The following is a 25,250-nucleotide window of genomic DNA, read 5'->3' on the forward strand; positions in this document are numbered from 1 at the left end:
CTGCGCTGGATACTGTGAGCCGGATTACTTATGTTTCCTACGGGATCTTACCCGCACCAAACTCAACGCAAGGAATGCGTCTCAGATTTTGGCATCACCATGCGGGCCGGCAGGATTCGGAAGGACCACCTTGCCGCCCAACAGCTCTTGGCCTGCGGGGCCGGGGCCTGCGGACAGGTTCTGGTGCCTGCGCTGCCGCATTTCTTCAAGGGCAGCCGCCGCCTCCACCCTGGTGGGCGCACCCGTTGCAGGTTCCACCATGGACAGCACACTCCCGAGCGTGCCGGTAGCACCTTTGGCCGGCACGCCGCGCTGGACCAGCCGTGTTCCCGCCCAAATGGAACCAAGAACGAGGGCGACACAGACCACCACTGCAACCACGGCATCGATCCCCATGCGGCCAGCGTACGCCCACCCAAAGCCCGCGCCTACCCCTGCATTACCCGGCCCATGCCTTTTTGAGGACGTCCCAATGCTGGTCTTCCATGAGACTCGCGGGTTAAGCCCCACGTACTCCCAAACGTGGAGCCGATGCACGTGGTGGAGCAGGAGCTCACCCCCGACTTTCCGGACATGCCGTTGACATAATCGCCGTTGACATAGTGGTGAGGGCCGCGGGATCGTGACGCGGACCTTTCCTCCTACTGGGCTTGGTACTGGTATTCGAACTGGCCCGGGACAAGCCCTGTGCCGCTCAAGGAATAATTGAGGACGCCGCCATCTTTGGAGCGTCCGGAGTCCGCGGTCACATGAAAGTGAAGGCTGCCCCGCTGCACCGAGTCCGTGACACACATGACAACGGACTGCCCTTCCATGGAACATGCCCAACCATCGGGCACACGCAGTGAACTCTCCAGAATGCGTGCATGCCCTTCAACCGAAAACACGGCCTTGCCACTGCCCAAAGGCCCAGTGCCGGAGGCAGCGAAGTCGATTTCCATAGCGGTACCGCTGGAATCTCCTCTGCCACGGTTCTCCCTTACGAACCCGGAGATTGTTGCCGCGGTGGCCGCTGATGGAACGGCAGAAGGCACCGGTGCAGGCGTCTTGGCCGGTGGAGAAACGGGGGCAGGCGTTGTCATCGTCGGCTCAGGCAGCACTCCGGGCGGTGGCAAGGACTCTTCCGGTGCCGGGACAAGGGTCTCAGACTGCTCCTCAAGCGCTGGCAAGGGCTCGGTTGGTGGCGGCACGGACGTCGATGAAGCTGACTCAGCGGGCATCGGGGCCACCGGAGCCGGGGCCGGGGCACCCGTCTGAGCTGGTGCCGGCGTGGCCAGCTCCAAGCCATTTTCCCCTTGCGCCGCGGCTGTCTCCACTGCCCGCTGCTCCGTGGAGAGTTCCGGAACCTGCACCTCTCCAGCTCCCCCCGCTCCCAGCATCAGCCCAACCCCTGCGGCTGCGAAGAGCGCCATGACGGCCGGCTGAGCCAAGGCATGGACTGCCAGCGCCACTTTGGCCGGGGCCATCCCACCCAGGAGGCCCACCGCAGCACCTTTACCAGCCCACATCGCCAGGGGGATTCCTGTCACCAGCGGCAGGAGTACTGCCCGCATGCTTCCCTGGACATCGTTGAGCTCGGCAAGTGCGGCTGTGCACATGGAACAGCCGTGCAGATGATTGCGGACCTTGCGCTCAGCGGCGCTGGACAACCCACCCCTGAGGAAGCTGCCAAGCTTGGAAGCGAACTCGGCGCATTTGCCGTCCGCCTGATCCGCGACGTGGCTCTGCAGGTATTGGCGTCGCAGGCCCTCGCGAGCACGGACAGCGAGCGCAGAAACCGCATTGGGGGTCAGACCAAGAATTGGCGCCACGGCCGCCGGCTTCATCCGCTCAACGTCCATGTACCAGAGCACGGCCTGCCAGCGTTCCGGCAAAGCGTGGAATGCCTTGGCCACTGTGCGTGACTCGAAGGCGCTGATGACGGCGTCCGACTCGACCACTGTTTGATCCAGAACAGAATCGTCACCGCTGGCCAGTACCTTGCCTGCTTTTCGATTCCGTTGATGGGACAGCCGGGTGACGGTGGACAATAGGTACGCCCTGAAGAACGCGCCCGGCCCTTTCCCTGCAACAATGCTATGCAACACGGATTGGAAAGCCTCAGCCACAACATCCTCGGCGTCGCTCAGGTTGTCGACGTTCCGCCTTGCCACGGTGTATGCAATGGACAAATGGCGCCCATACAGTCCGTCGAAGGCGGACATGTCCCCGCCCCTGACCAGCTCGATGAGGTGACGATCGCTGCCGGTGTCACCTTCTGCATCGCGGCTCGCATGTGATCCGTGTGCCATCTATGGCATCCCGAAACCGTAAGTAATCCTGCCCATGTTTATGGAGTGAGTGCAGGCAGCGAGTCGTGACGCGATTTGTACAATGTCTTGAACAAAGACGCTGGAAGTCTTCTTTTACAGCCAATCCCGGGGCAGCGTCGTCACGAAACAGTGCTGGTATGCACTTTTCGGATATGACATCGTTCCGGAGAAAATCACTCGCAGAATGCACGTTCTCGCGGCACCTTTTGCTGCGTCGATGGCAAACCACCAGCTATCAGACAGGTTGGCGGTTCCATGCGGATTGGTTCCTGCCGGAAGTCCGGACCGTGGTGGCATCCCTGGAAACGAGCGCCACGGTTCCAGCACCCACCGCCAAGTCGCTGGGCGCTGCCCGCGCAAGAAATGGCGTCAGCATCACCGAGACCATGACTGACTTCCGCGCGCTCTTCACGGCCGCGGGAGAGACCGTGGACGTCGAAGCTCTGCAGTCCCTTGCCGAAGGTTGGGCGGAAGCAATGGAAACTGCACCACCACTATCGTGCACGGATGTCTACACGGGCCTGGCTACCCAGGCCCACTTTCGGCGGCGTATCCACGAGATTTCCACGTCAGGGTCCGAGCGGCCCGGAACGCTGGTTCTGGCCATCATCTCGATAGCAAGCCCCCATAACAGCCAGAACCATTGCTGGACGCTGCTGGCCCGGATCGGGGAGGCCGTCAATGGTCAGCTGGACGGAACCGGCGCGATGGCCATGTACCAAAACTCGGCTATCCACGTTCTTTTTCCCCTCAGCCAAAGCAACATCTCCCGGGTCATAGGATGCAAGATCGCCGTGGAAGCCCTGGGTGACGGCGCACTGAGCCCCGCACGCACCAAGTTCTATCCTCTTCCGTCGGCCGCCGCTGCCACGGCATCCGCGCCTCATGATTCTTCCTCCGCAACAAATTAGGAAAGCTGCGCCGACTGCGTCACGAACCGCATGGTGATGACACTCACTAGCTGACCGGCAATGGCGGGGGCGGCATCAAGTGCCTGCCCCGTTGGTGCCGTTGATCAAATCACGGCTCGCGCTGGCATGTTTTGAGGGCCGGCGCGAGCCGTTCCACCGACTCCTCCATGAGGAACCACGGATTGCCATGACGAACCGCGGATTCGGGGAATGCCCACGTACGGCGCATAGTTGAGGCAAGTGCAACTATCGAGAACTGACGTGCCCACAGCCGAGGAGACCCATGAGCTCGCCCACCACCGCAACCGACGCCCAGCTGGCCCGTTGGGAACGGTTCCGTACCGGTCGGAATGCTGCCCTCTCCACCGGACACGGCTGGTTGACGCTGACGTCCTTCCAATGGCTTGAGGCGGACCCCACGGAGCTGGAACTCGTTCCCGGGCTATGGTCTACCGATGGCACCACCGCATCTCTCACGGCGAGCGCTGCCGACGGTCTCACTTTCGTTGAGACCGGCGCGAAGGTGGAAGGAACAGTCACCGCCGTCCTGGAAGACGAAGAGTCCCTGATGTGGGTCCAATACGGTGGTTCGGACGGTAAACAAGTGGTGGTGGAACTCGCCATGCGTGCGGATAAGTACGCTGTCCGCACCCGGGACGACAGTTCTCCCGTGCTGACGGAGTTCAACGGCGTACCGACGTACGACTTCAACCCTGACTGGATTATCGGAGGCAGGTTCGAGGCCTACGCAGAGCCCCAGGAGGTACCCATCGGAACGGCCAACCCCTTGGTGGACGGGGTCCATCGCTCCGTTGGCGAGGTAGTTTTCCAGGTACCGGGCATCCCGCACGACATCCGGCTCCACGCCGAGGAGGAGAAACTGGGTGCCCTCAATGTGACCTTCCACGATGAAACCAACGGGGACACCACGGATGAGTGGCGCAAGGTGTTCATCCCCCGCCCACGCCCCGATGGTTCCGTGGTGATCGACTTCAACCGCAGCATCAACTACCCCAGCGCGTTCACTCCTTACGGAACGTGCCCCATGCCGGTCCGGGGCAATTCGATCGACGTTCGGGTGGAGGCCGGCGAAAAACTCCCCCAGGAGTAGGCTGGAGACTCCCGCGGCCTAGGTGATCGCTGAAACCCCGGTCACCGCGCGGCCAACAATGAGCGAGTTGATTTCGTACGAGCCCTCGTAGGTGTAGATGGCCTCGGCGTCAGCAAAGATTTTGGCAATCCCGTAGTCGGTGACGATTCCGTTCCCGCCCAGGATGGACCGTCCCAAAGCCACTGTCTCCCGCATCCGGGCGCTGCAGTAAGCCTTGGCCAGCGCCACTTGTGCCATGTCCGCGCCCCCGTGCCGTACGCCCTGGGCATCGGTATGGATTCCTTCCTGCAGTTGCGCTATCCGGACCATCATCCCCATGCTGGCAACGGCGTTTCCGAGCATGTCCACCAAGTGCTGCTGGATGAGTTGGAACCTGGCGAGTGGTTTGCCGAACTGCATCCGTTCCACGGCGTACTGCCGGGCGACATCGAACGCCGCCAGTTGCTGGCCTACAGCTTGCCAAGCCACCATGATCCGGGAACCCCGCAGCAGGTGGTTGGTATCCGCAAAGCTGCTGATTCCGGCAAATCGATCTGCCTCGGCTACCTCGACGTCCACGAACAGAATGTCGGCGTTCTGCACCGTTCGCAGGGCAATCTTGTTCTCGATGCGGCTCCGGCTGACGCCCGGCAAGGATGCGTCAACGATGAACGCCCGCACGGCCCCGTCGGCTTCGTCTTTGGCCCATACCAGCATGAAATCGCAGAACGTCCCGTTGCCAATCCAGCGCTTGGCGCCGTTGATCACCCAGTAGTCACCGCCGTCGTGCTCTGCCCGCACGACCCGACGCGCGGTGGTTTCCATGCCGCCTGCAACATCGGATCCGTGGTTCGGTTCGGTGAGTGCGAAAGCTCCGGTGGTGCGGAGGTTGGACGCGTCGTCAAGGTAGCGGTCCTGTTGCGAGTCGCTGCCGAAGTCGTACAGCGACTCCACGAAGAGATCGTGGTGGACCATGAAGAACGTAGCAATGGAGGTGTCTACGCGGGTCATCTCGGCGATGACCAGGCCGGCGAACAGGTGGGTGTAGCCTCGCTGGGCCGGCGCACTCAGCCTGAGCGCCGCGAGCTTGGGCAGGATGTGTTCCGGGAATTCGGCTTTCTCCCACCATTGCCCCGCGTAGGGAGCGATCTCCGTTGCCAGGAAGGCCCGGAGTTCATTGAGTTTGCGCTGCTCCTGAACGCTCAGCAGGGACTCGAAATCAAAAAAGTCGGCGGTTGGCAGGCCTTCGACTGATGCCGGCGCGGCCGCCGCCGAACTGGAGGGCAGCGAACCGCCACTGTAGTCGCCCATCATTTGAGTCCCATGCGGATGGCGCCATCAAGCCGGATGGTCTCACCGTTGAGCATGGCGTTCTCCACGATGTGGGCCGCCAGGTTTGCATACTCGGCTGCACGGCCCAGGCGGGCTGGATGCGGTACTTGCTGGCCCAGGGAATCTTGGGCGGACTGGGGAAGTCCCGCCATCATGGGTGTTTCAAAGATGCCCGGCGCAATGGTGGCCACCCGGATCAGCGAACGCGCGAACTCGCGTGCCAGCGGAAGGGTCATCGCGGCAACGGCACCTTTCGACGCCGCGTAGGCAGGTTGCCCGATCTGGCCCTCGAACGCGGCAACGGAGGCGGTGTTGATGATGACCCCACGCTCGGGCCCTCCCAGTTCAGTGGACACGGGCTCGGTTTCCACCATGGCCGCTGCGGCAAGCCGGAGCACGTTGAAAGTGCCCACCAGATTGATCCGGATGACTTTGTTGAACGTCTCCAGCGGCAGTACGCCGTCACGGCCGAGGACCTTCCCTGGGGTTGCAATACCGGCGCAATTCACCACAATCCGCAACGGCCCCAGGGAGGTTGCGGCGTGAACAGCGGCCTGGACCTGGGCTTCGTTGGTCACGTCAGCGGGCGCGAAGACCGCCCGGGAACCGTGACCACCGGCGTTCAGTTCTGCCGCGTACGCCTCGCCCGCCGATTGCGGCAGATCCACCAACACCACCGAGGCTCCGGCGTCGAACAGACGCTTGGCAGTGGCAGCCCCCAAACCCGACGCTCCACCGGTGACCAGCGCGACCGTACCCTTGATGTCCATCCATCCTCCTTGATGCAGAACTCAAATCCGTTAATGCATGTTAACTGGAATTGTGAGCCAGCGCACGCCGCACCTGCCCGGATAGGCTGGCTGCATGTCCGTTCATCAAGCCGCCAGCCCGCAACCAGCCGCCGCCGATGCCGCGGAATGGGCGGCCCGCGCCAATCAGGCGGCCCGCTCGGTGACCCGTACTTTCGGCCGTCGGCTGCTCTTCCTGCCCGGCACGCACCTCGGCGCGGTCTCAGTACCCAGCAACACCGTCAAGGGCCTCTTCGGCCCCTGGCACTACTGGTGGCAGGCCCACTACGTCGACTGCCTGGTGGACGCCGGACGCCGCGAACTGGCTGCCACAACAAAGTTCGACGGCGGCTCCCGTCCCAGTGCGGGCCGGCTCGCTTCCCGCCTGGTCACCACCATCCGGCTGCGGAACCTGTTCCGGTTTGAGAACCACTTCTACGACGACATGGCCTGGCTCGCCTTATCTACCCTTAGGCTCGAAAAGCTGGCGGAAGAGACCAGACATCCGGGCCGTCGGCGCAACGCCTACGTCCGCAAGAAGCTGACCCTGCAATTCGATTCAGCTTCCACGGACGATCTGGGCGGAGGGACGTTCTGGAGCACCCAGCGCGACTTCAAGAACACCCCCGCCACAGCCCCGGTTGCCCTGTACTTCGCGCGGACGGATCACCGGGAACGGGCCCAGTCACTGGTGACCTGGCTCAATGCCAAGCTTCTCCACCCCCAACGCGGCGTGTACCAGGACGGGCTCAGGATCAGGAATGGCGGGACCATCCTGGAGGAGGCAATCTACACCTACAACCAGGGGCCGGTCCTGGGGGCATTGCTGGAACTGGGCGGCCCGGAAAACCTGGAACGGGCCGCACACCTGGTCAAGTCCGTTGCCCGCGAACTAACGGTTCCGGGCACCCGTGTCATCCACGGCGACGGCACAGGCGACGGCGGGCTCTTCACCGGAATCCTGGTCCGGTACCTGGCATTGGCTGCACGGGACCCGCGACTTCCCACGGACGCACGGGAGACGGCCCGGGAGTTGGTGCGCACTACGGCTGCGGCTTTCTGGACGAGCCGCCGCGAAGCACCGGAACTGCAGCGCAGCAAAGCCCCGGCTGAAGCCCCCTTTGTCTTCTCCCCCAACCCACTGCGGCCGGCGGGCGAAACGTATCCGCCAGGTGCCGCCGTCGAACTTTCCACCCAACTGCAGGCGTGGATGACGTTCGAGGCAGCCGCAACACTGTAGGTGTCCCCGAGCGCGAGGTGGCCCCTAATGGGAGGACGCGGGGCGCTTCTTCTGTGGGTACGGGGCTTCGTGGCGGGCTAGCATTTCCACGAATCCGGCGATCTTGCGGGCGCGCGTCTCGGCGCGCTTGACTCCGTTGGTGCGGTGGATCAGCGCAAACCGGTTCTGGGAAGTCAGGACGTCGAACATGGCTTGGGCCTCAGGAACGGCTGCGATGGCTGCCGCGAGGTCATCCGGGACGACGGAATCTGCGGGGCCTGCATAGGCAGCCTCCCAGCGGCCGTCCGCTTTGGCGGCCGCGACGGCGGCACGGCCTGCGTCGGTCATCTTGCCTTCGGACTCCAGCCGGGCGATGTGCCCCACATTCCGCACGGACCAGATGCTCTTGCGGCCTCGCGGCGTCATGCGCTGGAAATAGCTGCCGGCGTCACGGCTCCTCGCCTGACCGTCGATCCAGCCGAAGCACAGGGCCTCGTCCAAGGCCGCGTCATAGTCCAGCCCTGTAACATCCCCGCCCTTTTTGTGCAGGATCAGCCACACTCCGGGGCATGTTGCTGCGTTCGCCGACAACCAGGAACGCCATTCGGCACCGTCACGGACAAGAAGTTCTTCAAGCTCAATGGGCATGGATTCATTCTGCTGTGAAGGGCAGATACGGCATAGGCTGAAACGCAGAAGCCCTGACAAACCCAGGAGGACCAATGCTGCGATCCCGCCCCATCCACTACACGTCCCGTCCCGAAGAGTGGTCCGCGGTCCTGCACGCGTTGGGGCTGGTCACCACCGTGAATGAGGGCAGCTGGCGCGAGTTCGACGCCGGTTCCGGTCGCCTCGCGTTGGGCGCCGTGGATCACGGCCACCCGCTGGACGGCTCCACGGTCTTTGCTGTTGAAGCGGGGAATCTGGAGGAGTTTGCCCGTCGTACCGAGGAAGCCGGCACCCAGGCAGAACTCCACGAAGGCCCGGACGGAACCACCGTGCAAATTTCTGCGGACGACGGTTTTGAGTTTTTCGCTTTCCCCGCCGAACGAGCCACTGATGGCACCTGGGCTACATCAGGCGACGCCCACCCCGCCGTGACTGTGATGGCCACCTGGATCAGCCCACTAGTGGGCCTGGCAGCCAACGCACTCAGTAACATCGGCGCCCGGCCACGGGCCTCGGACGACGAATCGGCCACATTTACCACCAAGAACGGCGGAATCCTGCGCGTCATCCACGGCGCGGATGCCATCAACGGCGATCTCGCCTTTGAGTACGACGGCGGGCTGGAGCCACTGCTGGACCGCCTGAGGTCAGCGAAAATTGAGTCCCGGATCAGCGAGGACGTCCTGTATTTCGCCAATCCTGATGCCGCGGGCGGTGCGGCACCGGCGTCGATCGTGGTGGAAAGTTCACCCCGATCGACGCCAGCACCCCAGCCGAGCTAGTTCGGCTGGTTCTCCAGCGCCCCGTCACACAGGCGGGCAACAACCTCGGTGAGCATGGTGAGTCCGGCCACGATGTCCTGGTCGGTGGTGTATTCGTGCTCGTTGTGGGATATGCCATCAACGCTGGGAACAAAGAGCATCACGGTGGGAACGATGTCCTTCATGTTGGTGGAATCGTGCCCGGCCAGGGTCATCACTTCCTTGTTGGACAGCCCCAGATCCGCGGCAACCTTGGCCGCGAGTTCCACGCCTTCGGGCTGGTACGGGGTGACGGCCCAGGAGTGTGAGTGGTTTTTCTCCACGGTGATGTTGGCCAGCTGTTCGATCTCCGTGATGCGGGCGTGCAGCAGGGCGTCGGCTTCGGCCAGGACGGCTTCGTCGGCGCTGCGCAGGTCCAGCAGGAGGTTCACGCGGGAGGGGACCACTACGGGCGAGTTGGGGTACACGTTGAGCTGACCCACCGAGGTGTGCAGTACACCGGGGAAGCGGTCTGCGAGTTCGCGGGCCGCCACCACCAGCATCGAGGCGCCCAGGAGGGCATCTTTGCGGTCCGCGATCACCGTGGAACCGGTGTGTGCCTGCTCGCCGTGAACCACGAACTCGTACTTGTTGGCGGCCCAGTTGGAGCTGACAAGGCCGATGGTGACGCCGTCGCGCTCCATGCTGCGGCCCTGTTCGATGTGGATCTCGGCGCAATATGCGGCCTCCGGCCCCTCATACGTTCCGCGGCAGCCGATCGCGTCCAGCGCGTCACGCACGGTGACACCGGCGGCGTCCTTGGTGTTGAGGGCGTCCTGGAGTTCCAGCTTGCCGGTGTAGACGGACGAGCCCATCATGGACGGCTTGAAGCGGCTGCCTTCCTCGTTGAACCAGTTGACGACGGCGAGGTTGAACGTGGGTGCCGTGGCGCCGGCTTCCCAGCGGGCGGCCAAGCGGAACGCGGCGTGGGCAGCAGCGAGGACACCATACGCGCCGTCGTAACGTCCCGCCGTCGGCTGTGAATCCATGTGCGAGCCGACCACCACGTAGGGCGCACCGGGCACGGCTTCGTAGAGGCCCCACTGGTTGCCGGCGTGGTCGAACTTCACCGTGAAGCCGTGCTCCTCAAGCAGGCCTGCGAGCCAGCGGCGCTGCTCGCCGTCGGGAATGGTTGCGGCTTGGCGGTCCACGCCGCCGTTCTCCGTGGCACCGAAGGCGCTCATGGTGCGGAAGTCCTGCACGAAGGCGGTGTCCTGGGCGGTGAAACTGGTGGTGATGGTCATGGTCTCCCCTATGAGCTTTGGGTTGCTGATACACGGCCCGCTGAAACACGGGAAGCGTACGGACTTTCCGAGGAAGGTTCCGCGTGGAAGTGGGTTGATTGGTAGGTAAAACGGCCTCCGACGGCGGTGGCCAGGACGTGGAGTTCGCTGATGGCAGGTGCCGTCAGCGGTGAGGCGGACAGGACGGTGAAGTCGGCAAGCTTGCCCGGCGTCAGGGTGCCTTTCTCGCTGAGGGACCCCGTTGCTGCGGCGGCTCCGGACGTGTACGCGGCGAGTGCCTGGTGTGGGGTGAGGCGCTCGGCCGGGTTCCCGAAGACAGCCCCGGACCCGGTCCTGCGGTCCACGAACGCCTGCATGCCGCGGAGCACGTTCCCATCGGCAACCGGACGGTCCGAGCTTCCCGCGAGCATCACTCCTGCGCCCAGGAAACTGGCTGCCCGGTAGGCCCACGGCAAACGGTCCGGCCCGAGGGACGCGGTCATCCCGTCCCCACCCTCACGGAAGAAACTTGCCTGGGGTGTCACGGCGATTCCCGCGTCCGCGAGCCTCGCCAGCTGCTCGGGGCGGGTCATGGAGGCATGCTCGATCCTGTTCGGCAAACGGCGCTGCCCATACACGGCCTGGCAGTCGGTGATGATATCCACGGCCAGGTCAACGGCCCGGTCCCCGATGGCGTGCGCCGCGATGGACCACCCGGCGGCGTAGGCGGCCTCGATGCGCTCCCGCAACTGGGCCGGATCCGCTTGGAAGTAGCCAACGTTGCCCCGGTTGTCCTTATGCCCGTGGCTGCAGAACTCGTGGCTCACCGCTGCGGTTTCGCCCAGGAGCGAGCCATCCAGGAACACTTTCGCAGGGCCCAAGGACAGGTACTCATTCCCGAAGCCGCTGGTGATGCCAAGGTCCAGCCCGGCCGGTGCGGCACCAGCACTGTCAGAAGCATGACCGCCCAGGCCATGCAGCACATCGAGCACGGGCATGACCTGTGCCCGGGCATGCAAGCGGCCGTTGGCCGAAGTGCTCTGGTAGGCAGCGAGCTCGGCCGGGCTGTGCCCGATCCACCCGCCGCCCACCCCGGCCTCGGTGAAACTCGTGATGCCCTCGGAGGCGTAATACAACGTGGCCCTCTCAAGGGCGGCCTCGATGTCCTCCAGCGAATACGGCAGGATCAGCTGCTGGATCAGTTCCTGGGCCGTCTCCTGGACCAGTCCCGTGGGACGTCCCGCTGCGTCGCGGACGATCGCTCCGCCGTCGGGATCCGGGAACGACGCCGACTCCGCACCTGCCAGGCGCAACGCGGCTGTGTTGACCACGGCCATGTGCCCGGAGTTGTGCCGCATGAACAGCGGCCGCTCCCCCGTGATGCGGTCCAGCTCGGCGATGTCCGGAAAGGACCCGCCGTGCTGGGTCTGGCTGAAACCAGTAGCGAAAAGCCAGCCCTCGGCGTCGTCGGCGTTGGTACCAGCCCCGGCGCTGCTAACAGCACCCCGAAGCAGCCCATAAAGCTCCTCCAAGCCGCGGGCACCGGACACGTCCAGCTCCGCCAGGCCAAGCCCGAACCACGTGGTGTGGCAGTGGGCATCGATGAAGCCGGGAGTGACGGTGGCACCGCCAAGATCGAGCACCTGAAGAGCATCCAAGCCATCCAGGTCCTCGTCCAAGCCCACGATGCGGCCTTGCCAGATGCCCAGCGAGCCGGCCACCGGGCGGGCCGGATCCATGGTGATGATCTCTGCGTTCCGCAGGAGGAGGTCGAGTTTCATATCAGGTTCTAGCGGTGGGACGTGGTGACGGACTTGATGCGGGTGTAGTCCTCAAGTCCATAGACGGAGAGGTCCTTGCCCGTGCCTGAATGCTTGAACCCGCCGTGCGGGGCTTCGGCCGGGATCACCTGGTGGCAGTTGATCCAGACGGCCCCGAAGTCGAGCTCGTTGGATACGCGGGTCACCACGCCATGGTTCTCGGACCACACGCTGGAGGCCAGCGCGTACTTGGTGCCGTTGGCGAGTTCGATCGCTTCTTCCTCGGTGGCGAACGCCTGGACGGTCAGCACTGGGCCGAAGATCTCGTCGCACACCACCTCGTCTGTTTGGAACACGCCGTCGATCACGGTGGGTTCAAAGTGGAAGCCCGTTCCGGTGCGCTTGCCGCCGGACAGGACGCGGGCGTTGGCGGGCAGGCGGGACATGAAGCCCTCTACCCGCTCCAACTGCGCGGCACTGTTGAGCGGGCCAAGATCCGCATCGGATCCTCCAACCTTCAACGCGGAAGCAGCGTCAGCCAGGGCTGCTGCGAACTCCGTATGAATGTCCTGGTGCACCAGTACGCGGGTCACCGCTGTGCAGTCCTGCCCGGCGTTGAAGAAGGCGGCCAGGGCGATTTCGCTGGCAGTCCGCTGGATATCGACGTCGGCAAACACCACAGCGGGCGCCTTGCCGCCAAGCTCCAAGTGCACGTCCTTCAGGGTCTTGGCCGCCGCAGACATGACCTGCGCACCGGCCCGGGTGGAGCCCGTAATGGACACCATCTCCGGGATGTCGTGGTCCACCATCGCAGCGCCGGCTTCGCGGCCGCCGCACACGATGTTCACTACGCCGGCCGGGTAGACCTGCTGTGCGAGTTCGCCCAGGACCACAGTGGACCAGGGGGTGGTGTCGGCAGGTTTGAGGACCAGGGTGTTGCCAGCAGCGAGGGCCGGACCGATCTTCCAGATGGCCATCATGAACGGGTAGTTCCACGGCGTAATCTGGGCCACCACGCCAATGGGCTCCCGCCGGATGGTGGACGAGAAACCCTCCACATACTCGGTCTGCGCCGTACCGGAAACCACCCGGCACGCCCCGGCGAAGAAGCGCAGTTGGTCCGCGCCGCGCAGGATTTCCAGCTCCTTGGTGAGGGCGGAAGGCTTGCCCGTGCAGGCAACCTCGGCCTCGAGCAAACGGTCAACGTTCGCCTCAATGAGGTCCGCCAGCTGCAACAGCAGCGACTGACGCGTTCCCGGCGTCGTGCGCTTGAAACTCTTGAAAGCTGCGGCAGCGGCCTGGAAGGCGGAGTCGACGGCGGCCGCGTCGCTGTCCGGTGCGGTGCCGATCTGCTGGCCCGTGGCGGGGTCGAAGAACGGCAGGCTGGCCGTGGCGTCCACGGACTGGCCGTTGATGATGTTCTGAAGCTGAATCACAGGAGGCTCCGGTCAGTTTGTTGAAGTCTTGGGGGAACGCGTGGTGGGGTCCTGCGGCAGGTGCAGCAGGGCCGGGAGGCCGGAGTCCACTGCGCGGCGGAACGCGGCTGCGAAGTCTTCCGTGCGGTCCACCCGCTCGCCGTAGCCACCGTAGGAGCGGGCGAGGGCAGCGAAGTCCGGGTTGGTCATGTGCGTGCCGGACGGGCGGTCCGGGTAGTGCGCTTCCTGGTGCTCGCGGATGGTGGCAAAGATGCCGTTGTCCACCACCAGGATGATGAACGCAGCGCCGTAGCCCATGGCCGTGGCGATCTCCTGTCCGTTCATCATGAAGCAACCGTCGCCGGCCACGGAGATGACCTGACGGCCCGGGTAAGCGAGCGAGGCTGCCACGGCTGCCGGGATACCCATGCCCATGGCGCCGTTGCGCGGAGCGGCCAGGGAGTTGGCCGAGTTGTGGTCCAAGTACCGGGCGGGCCACAGGGCGTGGTTTCCGGCACCGAACGTGAGGACGGCGTCGTCGGCCATCTCCTTCTTGAGGACCTCCATGGCGACGCCCAAGTCGACGCCGATGCCGCCGTCGGGCTGGGGCGTGGAGAACGCGAGCTGATCGGCGCGGGCGCTGGCGAACCAGCCCTCCTGGCGGTTGACCGCCACGGAGGTGGCGGGGAGCGACACCGCGAAGGCCGTGACATCCGCGATGATGTGCTGGTCCACCCGGCCGAAGTGGCCCAGGAGATTGGCGTCCGCGTTGACCACTACGGTTTTTGCGTCGAGTCCGCGCTTGTAGCCGTCGGAGAGGACGTCGCCGCGGACGCAGCCAACAAAGACGATCAGATCGGCGTCGTCCAGGCGCTGGGCGTTCGCGTCGCTGCGGCCGTAGCCCAGGAAGCCGGCGTAGGCGTCGCTGCGGTGCGGGACGGCGTCGTAGGCGCGGAAGTCGGCAACCACCGGGATGCTGTTACGGCTGGCCCAGGCGGCCAGCTGCTCGCCGGACTCCTGCGTCCAGCCTTCACCGCCGACGACGATGAGCGGCTTGCGTGCCTTCTCCAGTTTTTGGGTGAGGTCTGACAGGTCCGCGGGGGCTGGCTCAGGCCGGGCAACCTTGCGGGGTTCCACCGTGGCGTTCTCCACGACGTGCACCAACACGTCTTCCGGGAGGCCGATCACCACGGGGCCGGGGCGTCCGCTGAGGGCTGTGAAGATGGCGTCGTCCACCACGCGGGCGGCGGAAGCGGCGTCGTCGAGGGTCACTACCTTCTTGGCGGTGCTGCCGAACCAGGCGGTGATATCAAATTCCTGGAAGGACTCGCGGCCCCGGTCGGCCACCGGAATCAGACCCACAAACAGGATGAGCGGAGTAGCGTCCTGGTAAGCGGTGTGGATGGCGATGAAGGCGTTGGCAGCGCCCGGGCCACGAGTCACCATGGCGATACCGGGGAGCTCGGTCAGGCGACCTTCGGCGAGTGCCATGAACCCGGCACCGCCTTCCTGGCGGGCCACCACATTCTGGATGGGCGAGCCGTGCAGCCCGTCAAGGACGTCGAGGAAGCTCTCGCCGGGAACGGTGTACACACGCTTGATGCCTGCCCGTTCGAGTTGGCCAACAATCAAGTGACCTGCGGTAGTGGTGCTCAATGCTTCATTCCTTCTTCTTTGATGGAAAGGGCGGGGAGGAACAGACCGGACAGTGCGGTCAGTACGGACACAACCAGCAGGATGATGGCGCCCGGCCAGAAGGAGTTGTTGGCGGCCACCAGCGCGGTGGCGATCAGCGGCACGAAGCCGGAGATGACTCCTGCGGTGTTGGAGGTGATGGCGACGCCGGTGTACCGGACTTTCGTAGCGAACAGGGCAGTCAGCGCGGTGCCGGAAACGGCGTACGGGATGGAGAGAACGGCGACGCCGATCATCATGCCCAGGACAACCAGCACGGGGTTGCGGCTGTCGATGGCCAGGAAGACGGGGACCGCGATGATGGCCGAGGCTACGCCGCCCCACAGGATGACCTTGCTGGCGCCGAATTTCTCGCCCAGGCGTCCGGCCCAGATGAGGGCGCCGATCTCCAGCGCTGCAGCAAGCAGGGTGCCCAGGAGCAAGAGTTCAGAGGGCAGCTTGAGAACCTTGGTGCCGTAGAAGACCACAAAGCTGGTGATGAGGTAGAAGCCACCGATGCCGAGCAACGCCGAGCACATGCCCACCAGGATCTGGCGCCAGCTGTTCTTCAGGACGCCACGAATGGGAGCGTGTTCGGTCTCGCCGGACTCCATGAGGGCTTCAAATTCGGGTGATTCGCTGAGCCGGCTGCGGATCCACAATGAGATGGCAAGCAGCGGGATGGCGGCAATGAACGGGATACGCCAGCCCCAGGCGTCAAAGTTGCTCTGGCCCACCAGGAACAGCATGCCGAAGAAGCCACCGGAGGACAGGATGGTGCCGATGGGGGAACCGATCTGCGGCAGGGCAGCGTAGCGTGCGCGCTTTTCCACGGGAGCATTCTCGACGGCGATAATCACCGCGCCGCTCCATTCACCGCCCACGGCCAGGCCCTGAACAATGCGAAGGGCCACCAGCAGGATGGGGGCTGCCAAGCCGATGGTCATGTAGTTCGGCAGAAGACCGATGAGGCCGGTGACAATGCCGATGCCCACGATGGTGACCATGAGGATCTTCTTGCGGCCAACCTTGTCTCCAAGGGCACCGAAGATGAAGCCACCGATCGGGCGGGCGACGAAGCCCACCGCCAGAGTGGCGAAGGATCCCATGGCAGCCACGAACGGGTCCTGGGAAACGAAGAACTGTGCGTTGAACACCAGCGCAGCGGCTGTGGTGAAAAGGAAGAAGTCGTACCATTCCAGCGCAGTGCCCACGAGGGCAGCCAGGGCCACCTTCTTGGTAACGCTTTCATCGACGACGCGTGCTGCCGTGGGACTGGCGTCCGTGGCTCCGCTGACGGTGCTTGCCATAGTTGCTCCATGAGTGCGAACGGGACCGGACGTTGGGAGTGCCCGGGCAAATTTGTGTGACTCAATCCATAGTGCCAGTAGTTTTTCCCAAAAAAACTAGCAATCCGTCACGGAATCATGGCGCTAGAATGTGTGGATGCACAATTCCGAGACATCCGGGCATTCTGTTCGTTGGGCCGAGTTGGTGGACGAGCTTGAGGGCAGGCTGGACACCCTGGCGCAGGCGTTCACCACCAGGGTCCGCGAAATCCCCGAATACGGCGAAAGCCAAGTGACGGTCCTGGAAATTCAGGAGACCGCACGGGAGACTTTCCGGCGGCTGATCAGCGGCCTCAGGAACGGCAAGACGGACAGCCGTGATGGCCTGCTGGACTTCGCTTCCGACCTCGGATCCAAGCGCGCCCGGGCCGGCATTCCACCAGAGTCCCTCACCTCTGCCGTGCGCCTGGACTTCAGCATCCTCTGGGCCGAATTGCTGGAGATCGCCCACACGGAGGATGCCGCGCTGCTGGCCACCCGGGTGGACCAGGTGTGGAGCGTGGTGGACGAGTTCGCCACCCGGACGCACACCAGCTACCTGACAGAGCGCGTCAGGATGGCGCAGGAAGAATCCAGCATCCAACGGGAGTTCATCGCCCGCCTGTTCAACCAGAGCACCCCTTCGCAGGAAACCTCCGCCCAAGTGGCCTCGGCCTTGGGCATCAATCCGGAATCCCGCTTCGCCTTGGTAGCGGCCAGCGGCGAACCGGGCGCCCGACTTCGCGCCGCAACATCCCAGTTCGGATCGGGTCAGCACACCAGGCAACGCCTGTTCCTCCACGAGTCCGGCGGCAACACCTATGTCTTCTGGGCCCTGCCGACTGTTCGGACGCGAGGTCCTGAGCCCCTTGGCGAGACACGCGGCCCTGAAGGCGACAGCCAGCAGCTGCCTCCCGGCGTCGTCGATGTCCCGTGCGGCTACGTGCCCGAGGTCTTTGGACTGCGGGCCCTCCCGGGGGCCGCCCGCACAGCCGAGAGCCTGGCCGCTCTGCTGCGGCCACGGGATTCCGGTCCACTGTCAGCTGATTCCGCGTGGGCGCGGCTGGCCCAGCAAAACCTGCAGGACGCCGGCCTGGACCTCGCCGCGGAGCTCGAAGAAGCCCTGGCCGAGTGCCGCGGCGGCGAGCGCGAACGCCTGCTGGAAACCGTTCGGAACTACCTGAACACCGGCAACGTCACTGTCACCTCCGAGCAACTCTTCTGTCACCGCAATACCATCCTCAACAGGCTCAACCGCTTCCAGGAGCTGACAGGAATCGACCTTGCAGTTCCCGCTAAGACGGCCCGCCTGGTGGTGGCATGGGCGTAGCACTTTCGCGGCCACGGCGGCGCCCGGTGTGAGTTTCCACATTCCTGGCCGCCTTTTGCTGGAATTAATGCCATTGATGGTGTGATCGGGCACACACCATAGTTGTAGCTACCTTGCACCGGACATTCGTCCCCGCACCCCATCCGGAGAATCAGATGGCCCACACGGTAGATACTTCCTCCGCATCACCATCCAGGCTGGACCTGGCAAAGATGCGCAAGATTGCCCTCGCCAGCGTTATTGGCACCACCGTCGAGTGGTACGACCTTTTCGTGTTCGGAACAGCGTCGGCCCTCGTCTTCAACAAGATCTTCTTCCCCAGCTTTGACCCGATCGTCGGAACCATGCTGGCCTTCGGCACGTTCGCTTCCGCCTACATTGCCCGCATGGTGGGCGCCATCATCTTCGGCCACTTCGGTGACAGGCTGGGGCGCAAGTCCATGCTCCTGGTCTCCCTCCTGACCATGGGAGCGGCAACGTTCGCCATCGGTTTGCTTCCGGACTACAACAGCATCGGCATCATGGCGCCGCTCCTGCTGCTCTTCCTCCGCGTTATCCAGGGCCTGGCCCTCGGCGGCGAATGGGGTGGTGCCGTACTGATGACTGTTGAGCACGCCCCTCCGGCGCGTCGCGGTTTCTACGGTTCACTGGTGCAGGTTGGTGTTCCGGCCGGCACCCTGATCGCCAACGTCGCCTTCCTGATTGTGGCCTCCACCGTCAGCACTGAAGCCCTGTACTCCTGGGGCTGGCGCATCCCGTTCCTGGCATCGGTCCTCCTGGTCACTGTGGGCATCTACATCCGCCTGCACATCGAGGAAACCCCGTCCTTCCAGGCAGTGAAGAACGCCGGCGCCAAGGCCAAAATGCCTTTCGCCGCCTTGATGGCCAAGTACTGGAAGCAGGTTGTGCTGGGCGGCGTCGCCACCCTGTCCACGGGCAGCACGTTCACCCTGCTGGTGGCCTCCGGTGTCTCCTACGGCAAGAAGGAACTGGGCCACTCCGAGAGCCTGATGCTCTGGGTGGTCCTGGCCTCCTGCATCCTGGGGCTGTTCCTCATCCCGTTCTTCGGGAAGCTCTCCGATAAGTTCGGCCGCAAACCCATCATCTTCGCCGGCGTGGCAGCCGAGGCCGCCCTCGCGTTCCCCATGTTCTGGCTCATGGACACCAAATCGGTGGCACTGCTGTTCGTCGCCTACCTGGCCATGATGACCGCGTTCTGCGCCAACTACGGCCCCATCGCAACCTTCCTGGCCGAGCTCTTCGGATCCAAGGTCCGCTACTCCGGCCTGTCCGTGGCTTACATGCTGTCCGGCCTCCTGGGCAGCGCCGCCACCCCGTTCGTCACCACGTGGCTCCTGGGCATGACGGGCCAGAGCTCCTCGATTGCCTGGTACATCATGGCCGCAGCAGGACTGTCCCTGGTTGCACTCTTCCTGCTGACCGAAACCCGGTACGGCAACATCGACGCCGTGGATGAGGCACCCGCAGAAGCGGCCACCGGCGGTTCCGCCTCAACAGAAACCGCGGCAGCCAAGTGAGCCCAAGCACCATCGAGCGCCTGGCCGGCATCCCCGGCCAGGCGCCCGCCGTCGGGCCCTTTTCCCCGGCGGTCATTGCCAACGGTTTTGTGTTTACCTCCGGCCAGATCCCTGCAATCACGGGCCTGGATGACCAGCCGGACACCTTTGAAGGACAAGTCCGGCAAACCATCCAGAACCTCGCGGGCGTGTTGGAAGCCGCAGGGTCCAGCCTTGAACACGTGGTCAAGGTCAACACCTACCTGACCAGCCCAGACCAGCTGGAGGAGTACAACCGCGTGTATGTGGAGTACTTCGGCACCGCCAAACCGGCCCGGACCACCGTATGCGTGAGCCTGTGGGGCGTGTCCCTGGAAATTGAATGCGTGGCTGTCGTTGCACAGAATGTCCCTGCACAGAAGGTCCCCGCACAGAAGCCGGAGGTAACCCCGTGAGCCCAACACTCGTGCAGGACCTCACCGATGTCAGCTACCCCACCATCGGGCACTTCCTTGAGGACGGCTTCGTCTCCCCCGCCATCCAGTCGTTGCTGGACAACGTGAAGATCGCGGGACCCGCCGTGACCGTCCGGATCGCTGACCACGACGCCATTGCCATGAACCACGCGCTCCTGGCACTCCGTCCCGGCGATGTGCTGGTGGTGGACATGGGCGGCGACCACCGGCATGCGCCCGTGGGGGCCGTCACGGCAGCCGCGGCGCTCGCCCAAGGTGCTGCCGGCGTCGTGGTTGATGGCGTGGCTACGGACGTTCTGGAACTACGGCAGACCGGCTTGCCGGTGTTCGCCCGCGGAACATCGTGCCTCACCACCAAACGGCTGTACGGGAGCGGCTCCGCCGTCAATGTCCCCGTGCATTGCGGGGGCGTCGAGGTCAACCCCGGAGACTTGGTCCTGGGCGACGACAACGGGCTGATCATCCTCTCCCCGGAAGCTGCGCGCGAGGTGCTGGGGAAAGCGCTCGCATCCGACGCGGCGGAGCCGGCAATCCTTGCCCGCATAGCATCCGGGGAGCCGCTCGAGTCCATTCTGGCCGTCTAATACCGCCGAGAGCGTAACCACCCAGCCACCGGGACGCCTCCAAGGAAGTTCGGCTGGGGATGGGGTAGAACTTAACCATGAGCGTACGTACACCCGACCCGTATCCAGGCTGGCTTTCAGATGAGGACCTCTTCGAAGCCCGCGGCCGACTCCCCATGGTCTACGTGGAGGCTGTCCCGGTCAGGCTGGATCCACTCGGGTACGTGAATGAAGTTGGCACGCTCCTTCAGGGTGACGCCGACGGCAACATGGTGCGCTACCTCGTCTCCGGCCGTGTTCTCTACCGCGAGACCATCCGCGCAGCGCTCCTGCGGCACATGGAAAAGGACCTCGGTCCCCTGGCTTTCCCGCAGCTGCCCATCAGCCCCGTGCCCTTCACGGTGGCCGAATACTTCCCTGCCCCGTCACAGACCGGCTTCACCGACGACCGGCAGCACGCTGTGTCTCTGGCCTACGTCATCCCCGTGACCGGCGAATGCGAACCGCGCCAGGATGCTCTGGAACTCACGTGGATGACTCCTCAAGAGGTGCTGAGCGAGAACGTCCAGCAGGAATTCGACGGCGGCCGGGGGAACCTCGTGCGGCAGGCACTGGCTTTCTCGGGCATCGTTCTCTAGCGGGTCTCCCGCCCCCGCGCCAGCCGGTCTTTGTAGACTGGACGGCGGACCCCAAGAGAACCAAAGGACTTCCGATGACTCACAGCCCAGCCACACAGCAGTACAAAGAAAAGCAGGCTGGGGACCTGCAGCCCGGAGATTTTGTCTTCCCGCCCGGTGACGGCCCGGCCGAGGAAATCCGCACCATCGAGGTGCTCAACGACGACTACGGCGTGGCAGCGCTGCTGCTGGTGACCATGGTCGACGGCGGCACGGTGCGGATCGCCGTCGGGTCCAGTGTTCCTGTGGGCGACGGCGTTGCGAGCCACGAGACGCCTGAACCCACTTCTCCTGAATCCGCAGCCTCCGAACCCGACACCGGCGCCAGCACCGCAGCCGATGGCGACGCCGACGCGCAAGCCGGGCCCGCCGTCGTCGTTCCTCCCCGTCCGCAAACGCCGCCCGCGTACACCGGACCGAGCGCTGAAGAGCTGGCCCTCATCCCCGAGCCGGACGGCACCCCCGAAGCCGTGGTGCGCGCTGCCGCGGCCAACCACAAGGGCCAGAGCGGCGTCCACGTGCTGTCGGAGCGGCTGGCAAAGGGCATCAACACCAAATCCGGAAGCTGCCTCCGGGACCTCAGCGACCTCGCCTTCGACCTCTGCATTGTGCTGCGCGATCCCGACCACGCGCTGGCTGTTGCGGACCTCTTGAACGTGCTGCCGTTCGACGGCAACCTGGACCGCTGGGCCTCGATCGAACGGGGGCTGGCCCTGTCCAGTTTCATCTGCCGCGAAGCCGGCCAAGCGGAGCGCGCTGCCGTCTACGAGAAATTGCTGCGCGCACCCGAGTCCCAGGAAGAAGACCCCTTCAAGGCCCGGATCAATGCAAGGGTCCGTCAACGCTCGCTCAACGAACCCAATCTGTATGACAAGGAAATCTTCCGCGCAATCGATAACGGCAACCACGAAGCCGAGCGCGAATGGCGGTTCCTGCGCCTGGAAGCGCTGATGTTCCTGCGCGCCCACGGCGGCTCAAAGACCATCGGCGAGGAAGAGCTGGCCCGGAGGATCGGCAATGAGCTCGAAGCGGTGCGCGCCTAACGCTGCTTGAAGACTGTTATGAGGGAGCGAACGGCGGTAGATTCGGGGCCATGACGAACAATCTGAGCGTTGTGGTTAATGCCGATGCACAGCAGGTTTGGACCATGCTGCGTGAACCGTCGTTGGTGGCCCAATGGCACGGCTGGGAGGCCGACGATCTCACTGCCGAAATCAAACAGATCTACTTCAACACCGATGTTGTGGAAGGGCCCGATCACACGAGCCTGACCGTCAACGGGGGCGACGTCTTTGAGCTCCACCCAGTATCCGGAGGCACGGAAGTCAGGGTCACCAGGGTGGCCCTGGACCATAATTCGGAGTGGGCCGACTGGGACGAGGACATCACCCAAGGATGGCTCACGTTCCTTCACCAGCTGCGTTTCGCCCTGGAACGGCACCCGCATGGGCACCGCCGGACCCACTTCATCTCCCTCCCCGGCAAGGGCGGCCCGGCCATTGAGAAGCTGGGGCTCGGGGATCTGCCGCCCGTTGGGGAGGAGTACTCGCTCATGCTTGCCACGGGCGAGAAAATCTCCGGCAAAGTCTGGTTCAAGAGCCGACACCAAGTTGGCCTCACCGTCCACAGTTACGCCGAGCATGGGGAGGGACTGCTGATTGTGGCTGAGCAGCTGCCCATTCCGGAGAAAAGGCCCGACGGCGGCTCCATGGTGATTGCTTCCACCTACGATTTGGGGGCGCACACCTTGGCGGACATCCGTTCCTCGTGGGACAACTGGAAAGCCGAGAAATACGGGGCCTAGGGTTTTCTCGGCAGGTCACCTTCGGTAAAGCTGGCACACTAGGTAGCGTGCCAGCTTCCTCATCTGCTCCTGCATCCTCCCCTGCCCTGCCCGGGTTGTCCCAGCGGCAATCCGAATTCTCCTTCGCAGTGGGCACTCGCCTGACTGAAACGTGCTCGCCGTCGGACGCCCAGGTAGACGCCAACGGCGGGACTTTCCTGGGCCGCACCGGAACCATCACCACACCGCACGGAACCATCCAGACGCCCGCGTTCATCGCCGTCGGGACCAAGGCCACTGTAAAAGCAGTGCTTCCCGAGTCCATCGCTGACCTCGGCGCCCAAGCTGTGCTGGCCAACGCGTACCACCTCTACCTGCAGCCGGGGCCTGAGATCCTCGATGCCGCGGGTGGGCTGGGCGCGTTCATGAACTGGTCCGGGCCGACCTTCACCGATTCCGGCGGATTCCAGGTGATGAGCCTGGGCTCGGGGTTCAAGAAGGTCATCGACATGAAGAACGTGGACAGCTCCGGGCCTGATGACGCTGTGGCTCCGGGCAAGGAACGCCTGGCACACATTGACGACGACGGCGTCTGGTTCAAATCCCACCTCAACGGGGACAGGCACCGCTTCTCCCCCGAGATCTCCATGCAGGTCCAGCACCAGATCGGCGCGGACATCATGTTCGCCTTCGACGAGCTCACCACGCTGCAAAACTCCCGCGCGTACCAGGAGGAGTCGCTGGAGCGGACGCGTTTGTGGGCCCTGCGTTGCTTGGAAGAGCACGCTTCCCTGACTTCCTCGCGTGTTGGCAAGCCGTACCAGGCATTGTTCGGGGTCATTCAGGGCGCCCAGTATGAGGACCTGCGCCGCAAGGCCTGCCAGGACCTCGGCGCCATGCCATTTGATGGTTATGGGATCGGCGGGGCGCTGGAGAAGGAAAACCTGGGCACGATTGTGCGCTGGTGCAACGAGGAACTGCCCGAGGACAAGCCGCGACACCTGCTGGGCATCTCCGAGCCGGACGATATCTTCACAGCGATCGAGAACGGCGCCGACACGTTCGACTGCGTCTCCCCCACCCGCGTGGCCCGAAATTCGGCGTTCTACACGCCGTTCGGCCGGTTCAACTTGTCCGGTGCTAAGTACAAGACTGACTTCGGGCCATTGCAGGATGGCTGTGACTGCTACACCTGCGTGAACTACTCCCGGGCCTACATCCATCACCTGTTCAAAGCCAAGGAAATGATCTCGGCAACGCTCATCTCCATCCACAACGAACGCTTTGTGGTGAAGATGGTGGACGATGCCCGCCTGGCCATCGAGTCCGGGGACTTCTTCGAGTTCAAGGCGGAGACCTTGGGCCGGTATTACTCCTGACCCTCCGCGTCGAGTTCGCCGGAAGCGTGCGTGTTCGTGCGGAAACTTCCGGCGAACTCACACGTTTCCGGCGAACTCGGCCAGTGGGCCCCAGGGCCTAGGCCGCGTCTACCCCGTAGCTTGGCTCGCGCTTCTTGATCCAGCCCACCACCAGCACGGTAACCGGCACGAACAGGAACTCCACGGCGGTCTTGTAGACGAAGCCCACCAGGACGTAGTTGACGAACGATCCCGCGTCCGTGATCCCAATGACGGATGCCGCAATGCTGCAGAAGATCAGGGTGTCCACGAATTCGCCCACCACCGACGAGCCCATCAGGCGTGCCCACAGGGACTTCTCGCCGGTGCGGGCCTTCATCTTCACCAGGATCCAGGAGTTGATGGTCTGCCCGGCAAGGAAGGCCAGCAGCGAGGCCAGGACAATCTGCGGGACGGGTCCCAGTGCACCTTCGATGGCTGCCTGCTTGGCGGTTCCGTACTCATCGCTGAAGCCGGGAAGCACGATGATGATCCAGTAACAGAGCGAGGCGAACACCGAGAGCGCGAACGAGGTGATGATGGCCTTGCGCGCCACCTTGAAGCCGTACACCTCACTCATCACGTCGCCCAGGATGTAGGCGAGCGGGAAGAGGAAGAACCCGCCGTCGGTGATGATCGGTCCGAGCACCACGCCCTTGGAAGCGCCGATATTGGACAGAATCAGCACCACCGCCATGACGGCCAGCATGATGCCGAAATACGGGGAGCCGATCGAAGCGAAACGCGGAGCGGGCTTGCTCAAGGTACTGGAGCCTGAGGGCGAGGGCATGGGTCATCCATTTCTTAGTGGTTTGCGCAGGCGTCCTGGGTGAGGCTGCCCCGCTGTATTAGCACTGTGGTTGGTGGGGCATCCGGCCCGGCACCGGTTCCATTGTCCCACCCCCTTCCCACCAACGCTCTCTCACCTCCCGCCCCCTTCCCACCAACGCTCCCTCACCTCCCCTTCACTCACATTTTGAACACGT

General features: G+C 64.2%; 23 protein-coding genes. 12 read left to right on the forward strand and 11 right to left on the reverse strand.

Features of this window, described 5'->3' with window-relative positions; genetic code table 11:
* Positions 1-81 precede the first annotated feature (81 nt).
* Both BLW08_RS15430 and BLW08_RS15435 read right to left on the reverse strand, forming a co-directional pair.
* Positions 82-396 (reverse strand): hypothetical protein, encoded by a 315-nt coding sequence (locus BLW08_RS15430; RefSeq protein ID WP_090824821.1) that lies wholly within the window; start codon positions 394-396, stop codon positions 82-84.
* A gap of 245 nt (positions 397-641) precedes the next feature.
* A complete protein-coding gene (locus BLW08_RS15435) occupies positions 642-2,291 on the reverse strand; it encodes a sigma-70 family RNA polymerase sigma factor (protein WP_091326177.1) in 1,650 nt (549 codons plus the stop codon).
* A 158-nt stretch (positions 2,292-2,449) separates the two neighbouring features.
* Here BLW08_RS15435 and BLW08_RS15440 point away from each other — a divergent pair, with 158 nt between their 5' ends.
* Together BLW08_RS15440 and BLW08_RS15445 are read left to right on the forward strand one after the other, a co-directional pair.
* A complete protein-coding gene (locus BLW08_RS15440) occupies positions 2,450-3,223 on the forward strand; it encodes a hypothetical protein (RefSeq protein WP_090824817.1) in 774 nt (257 codons plus the stop codon).
* 283 nt (positions 3,224-3,506) lie between these two features.
* On the forward strand, positions 3,507-4,334 hold the full coding sequence (locus tag BLW08_RS15445; RefSeq protein ID WP_090824815.1) for a DUF1684 domain-containing protein: 828 nt from the start codon (positions 3,507-3,509) through the stop codon (positions 4,332-4,334).
* Between the two features lie 18 nt (positions 4,335-4,352).
* On the opposite strand, the gene BLW08_RS15450 is transcribed toward BLW08_RS15445, so the two are convergent.
* Positions 4,353-5,624, reverse strand: coding sequence for an acyl-CoA dehydrogenase family protein (locus BLW08_RS15450; protein ID WP_091326383.1), 1,272 nt, complete (start codon positions 5,622-5,624; stop codon positions 4,353-4,355).
* Entirely contained in the window at positions 5,624-6,415 is a 792-nt protein-coding gene (locus BLW08_RS15455) for an SDR family NAD(P)-dependent oxidoreductase (protein ID WP_091326179.1), read from the reverse strand. The genes BLW08_RS15450 and BLW08_RS15455 overlap by 1 nt, the downstream gene beginning before the upstream one ends.
* 94 nt (positions 6,416-6,509) lie before the next feature.
* Between BLW08_RS15455 and BLW08_RS15460 the strand changes: the two genes are divergently transcribed.
* Entirely contained in the window at positions 6,510-7,673 is a 1,164-nt protein-coding gene (locus BLW08_RS15460; RefSeq protein WP_091326181.1) for a glycoside hydrolase family 76 protein, read from the forward strand.
* Positions 7,674-7,697: 24 nt separating this feature from the next.
* Here BLW08_RS15460 and BLW08_RS15465 read toward each other — a convergent pair whose 3' ends face one another.
* The gene (locus BLW08_RS15465; RefSeq protein ID WP_090824809.1) at positions 7,698-8,300 is read right to left on the reverse strand and encodes a YdeI/OmpD-associated family protein; all 603 of its coding nucleotides are present in this window, start codon (positions 8,298-8,300) and stop codon (positions 7,698-7,700) included.
* A gap of 74 nt (positions 8,301-8,374) precedes the next feature.
* On the opposite strand from BLW08_RS15465, the gene BLW08_RS15470 reads away from it, so the two are divergent.
* Positions 8,375-9,103: a hypothetical protein gene (locus tag BLW08_RS15470; RefSeq protein ID WP_091326183.1), complete on the forward strand. Its 729-nt coding sequence runs from the start codon at positions 8,375-8,377 to the stop codon at positions 9,101-9,103.
* Here the strand turns inward: BLW08_RS15470 and BLW08_RS15475 are convergent.
* The 5 genes from BLW08_RS15475 to BLW08_RS15495 are packed head-to-tail and all read right to left on the reverse strand — an operon-like array spanning position 9,100 to position 16,503.
* Entirely contained in the window at positions 9,100-10,365 is a 1,266-nt protein-coding gene (locus BLW08_RS15475) for a M20 family metallo-hydrolase (protein ID WP_091326184.1), read from the reverse strand. The two genes, BLW08_RS15470 and BLW08_RS15475, sit on opposite strands and share 4 nt — an antisense overlap.
* Positions 10,366-10,373: 8 nt before the next feature.
* Complete coding sequence (locus BLW08_RS15480) at positions 10,374-12,125, reverse strand: amidohydrolase (protein WP_091326186.1); 1,752 nt, start codon at positions 12,123-12,125, stop codon at positions 10,374-10,376.
* Positions 12,126-12,133: 8 nt separating this feature from the next.
* Positions 12,134-13,540 carry a gamma-aminobutyraldehyde dehydrogenase gene (locus tag BLW08_RS15485; protein ID WP_091326188.1) on the reverse strand — a complete coding sequence of 469 codons (1,407 nt, stop codon included), beginning with the start codon at positions 13,538-13,540 and terminating at the stop codon, positions 12,134-12,136.
* 12 nt (positions 13,541-13,552) lie between these two features.
* Positions 13,553-15,175 carry a thiamine pyrophosphate-dependent enzyme gene (locus tag BLW08_RS15490; protein WP_091326189.1) on the reverse strand — a complete coding sequence of 541 codons (1,623 nt, stop codon included), beginning with the start codon at positions 15,173-15,175 and terminating at the stop codon, positions 13,553-13,555.
* The gene (locus BLW08_RS15495) at positions 15,172-16,503 is read right to left on the reverse strand and encodes an MFS transporter (RefSeq protein WP_090824798.1); all 1,332 of its coding nucleotides are present in this window, start codon (positions 16,501-16,503) and stop codon (positions 15,172-15,174) included. Before BLW08_RS15495 ends, BLW08_RS15490 begins: the two co-directional genes overlap by 4 nt.
* A 136-nt stretch (positions 16,504-16,639) precedes the next feature.
* Between BLW08_RS15495 and BLW08_RS15500 the strand changes: the two genes are divergently transcribed.
* The 8 genes from BLW08_RS15500 (at position 16,640) to tgt (ending at position 24,246) form a co-directional block, all read left to right on the forward strand.
* Entirely contained in the window at positions 16,640-17,851 is a 1,212-nt protein-coding gene (locus BLW08_RS15500) for a PucR family transcriptional regulator (RefSeq protein ID WP_175538724.1), read from the forward strand.
* 155 nt (positions 17,852-18,006) lie between these two features.
* Positions 18,007-19,389 carry an MFS transporter gene (locus BLW08_RS15505; RefSeq protein WP_091326193.1) on the forward strand — a complete coding sequence of 461 codons (1,383 nt, stop codon included), beginning with the start codon at positions 18,007-18,009 and terminating at the stop codon, positions 19,387-19,389.
* Complete coding sequence (locus BLW08_RS15510) at positions 19,386-19,823, forward strand: RidA family protein (RefSeq protein ID WP_091326194.1); 438 nt, start codon at positions 19,386-19,388, stop codon at positions 19,821-19,823. Before BLW08_RS15505 ends, BLW08_RS15510 begins: the two co-directional genes overlap by 4 nt.
* Positions 19,820-20,428 (forward strand): RraA family protein, encoded by a 609-nt coding sequence (locus tag BLW08_RS15515; RefSeq protein WP_091326196.1) that lies wholly within the window; start codon positions 19,820-19,822, stop codon positions 20,426-20,428. Before BLW08_RS15510 ends, BLW08_RS15515 begins: the two co-directional genes overlap by 4 nt.
* A 77-nt stretch (positions 20,429-20,505) precedes the next feature.
* Positions 20,506-21,045, forward strand: coding sequence for an NUDIX hydrolase family protein (locus BLW08_RS15520; RefSeq protein WP_024819523.1), 540 nt, complete (start codon positions 20,506-20,508; stop codon positions 21,043-21,045).
* A 74-nt stretch (positions 21,046-21,119) separates the two neighbouring features.
* Entirely contained in the window at positions 21,120-22,127 is a 1,008-nt protein-coding gene (locus BLW08_RS15525) for a DUF6707 family protein (RefSeq protein WP_091326197.1), read from the forward strand.
* A gap of 50 nt (positions 22,128-22,177) precedes the next feature.
* On the forward strand, positions 22,178-22,888 hold the full coding sequence (locus tag BLW08_RS15530) for an SRPBCC family protein (protein ID WP_091326199.1): 711 nt from the start codon (positions 22,178-22,180) through the stop codon (positions 22,886-22,888).
* 47 nt (positions 22,889-22,935) lie between these two features.
* Positions 22,936-24,246: a tRNA guanosine(34) transglycosylase Tgt gene (tgt, locus tag BLW08_RS15535; protein ID WP_091326201.1), complete on the forward strand. Its 1,311-nt coding sequence runs from the start codon at positions 22,936-22,938 to the stop codon at positions 24,244-24,246.
* A 97-nt stretch (positions 24,247-24,343) separates the two neighbouring features.
* Here the strand turns inward: tgt and BLW08_RS15540 are convergent, their stop codons facing one another.
* On the reverse strand, positions 24,344-25,054 hold the full coding sequence (locus BLW08_RS15540; RefSeq protein WP_090824784.1) for a queuosine precursor transporter: 711 nt from the start codon (positions 25,052-25,054) through the stop codon (positions 24,344-24,346).
* Positions 25,055-25,250 lie beyond the last annotated feature (196 nt).

The organism is Arthrobacter sp. cf158 (assembly GCF_900106835.1).
Taxonomy (GTDB): Bacteria; Actinomycetota; Actinomycetes; order Actinomycetales; family Micrococcaceae; genus Arthrobacter.

What these genes read in the sequence shown, in the direction of transcription:
- BLW08_RS15500 (WP_175538724.1), top strand. Translation starts at nt 16,640, where the DNA reads ATGCACAATTCCGAGACATCCGGGCATTCTGTTCGTTGGGCCGAGTTG.
- BLW08_RS15530 (WP_091326199.1), top strand. Translation starts at nt 22,178, where the DNA reads ATGACGAACAATCTGAGCGTTGTGGTTAATGCCGATGCACAGCAGGTT.
- BLW08_RS15440 (WP_090824817.1), top strand. Translation starts at nt 2,450, where the DNA reads ATGCACTTTTCGGATATGACATCGTTCCGGAGAAAATCACTCGCAGAA.
- BLW08_RS15525 (WP_091326197.1), top strand. Translation starts at nt 21,120, where the DNA reads ATGACTCACAGCCCAGCCACACAGCAGTACAAAGAAAAGCAGGCTGGG.
- BLW08_RS15475 (WP_091326184.1), bottom strand. Translation starts at nt 10,365, where the DNA reads ATGACCATCACCACCAGTTTCACCGCCCAGGACACCGCCTTCGTGCAG.
- BLW08_RS15460 (WP_091326181.1), top strand. Translation starts at nt 6,510, where the DNA reads ATGTCCGTTCATCAAGCCGCCAGCCCGCAACCAGCCGCCGCCGATGCC.
- BLW08_RS15455 (WP_091326179.1), bottom strand. Translation starts at nt 6,415, where the DNA reads ATGGACATCAAGGGTACGGTCGCGCTGGTCACCGGTGGAGCGTCGGGT.
- BLW08_RS15465 (WP_090824809.1), bottom strand. Translation starts at nt 8,300, where the DNA reads ATGCCCATTGAGCTTGAAGAACTTCTTGTCCGTGACGGTGCCGAATGG.
- BLW08_RS15540 (WP_090824784.1), bottom strand. Translation starts at nt 25,054, where the DNA reads ATGCCCTCGCCCTCAGGCTCCAGTACCTTGAGCAAGCCCGCTCCGCGT.
- BLW08_RS15505 (WP_091326193.1), top strand. Translation starts at nt 18,007, where the DNA reads ATGGCCCACACGGTAGATACTTCCTCCGCATCACCATCCAGGCTGGAC.
- BLW08_RS15480 (WP_091326186.1), bottom strand. Translation starts at nt 12,125, where the DNA reads ATGAAACTCGACCTCCTCCTGCGGAACGCAGAGATCATCACCATGGAT.
- BLW08_RS15470 (WP_091326183.1), top strand. Translation starts at nt 8,375, where the DNA reads ATGCTGCGATCCCGCCCCATCCACTACACGTCCCGTCCCGAAGAGTGG.
- BLW08_RS15495 (WP_090824798.1), bottom strand. Translation starts at nt 16,503, where the DNA reads ATGGCAAGCACCGTCAGCGGAGCCACGGACGCCAGTCCCACGGCAGCA.
- BLW08_RS15435 (WP_091326177.1), bottom strand. Translation starts at nt 2,291, where the DNA reads ATGGCACACGGATCACATGCGAGCCGCGATGCAGAAGGTGACACCGGC.
- BLW08_RS15450 (WP_091326383.1), bottom strand. Translation starts at nt 5,624, where the DNA reads ATGGGCGACTACAGTGGCGGTTCGCTGCCCTCCAGTTCGGCGGCGGCC.
- BLW08_RS15445 (WP_090824815.1), top strand. Translation starts at nt 3,507, where the DNA reads ATGAGCTCGCCCACCACCGCAACCGACGCCCAGCTGGCCCGTTGGGAA.
- BLW08_RS15520 (WP_024819523.1), top strand. Translation starts at nt 20,506, where the DNA reads ATGAGCGTACGTACACCCGACCCGTATCCAGGCTGGCTTTCAGATGAG.
- BLW08_RS15430 (WP_090824821.1), bottom strand. Translation starts at nt 396, where the DNA reads ATGGGGATCGATGCCGTGGTTGCAGTGGTGGTCTGTGTCGCCCTCGTT.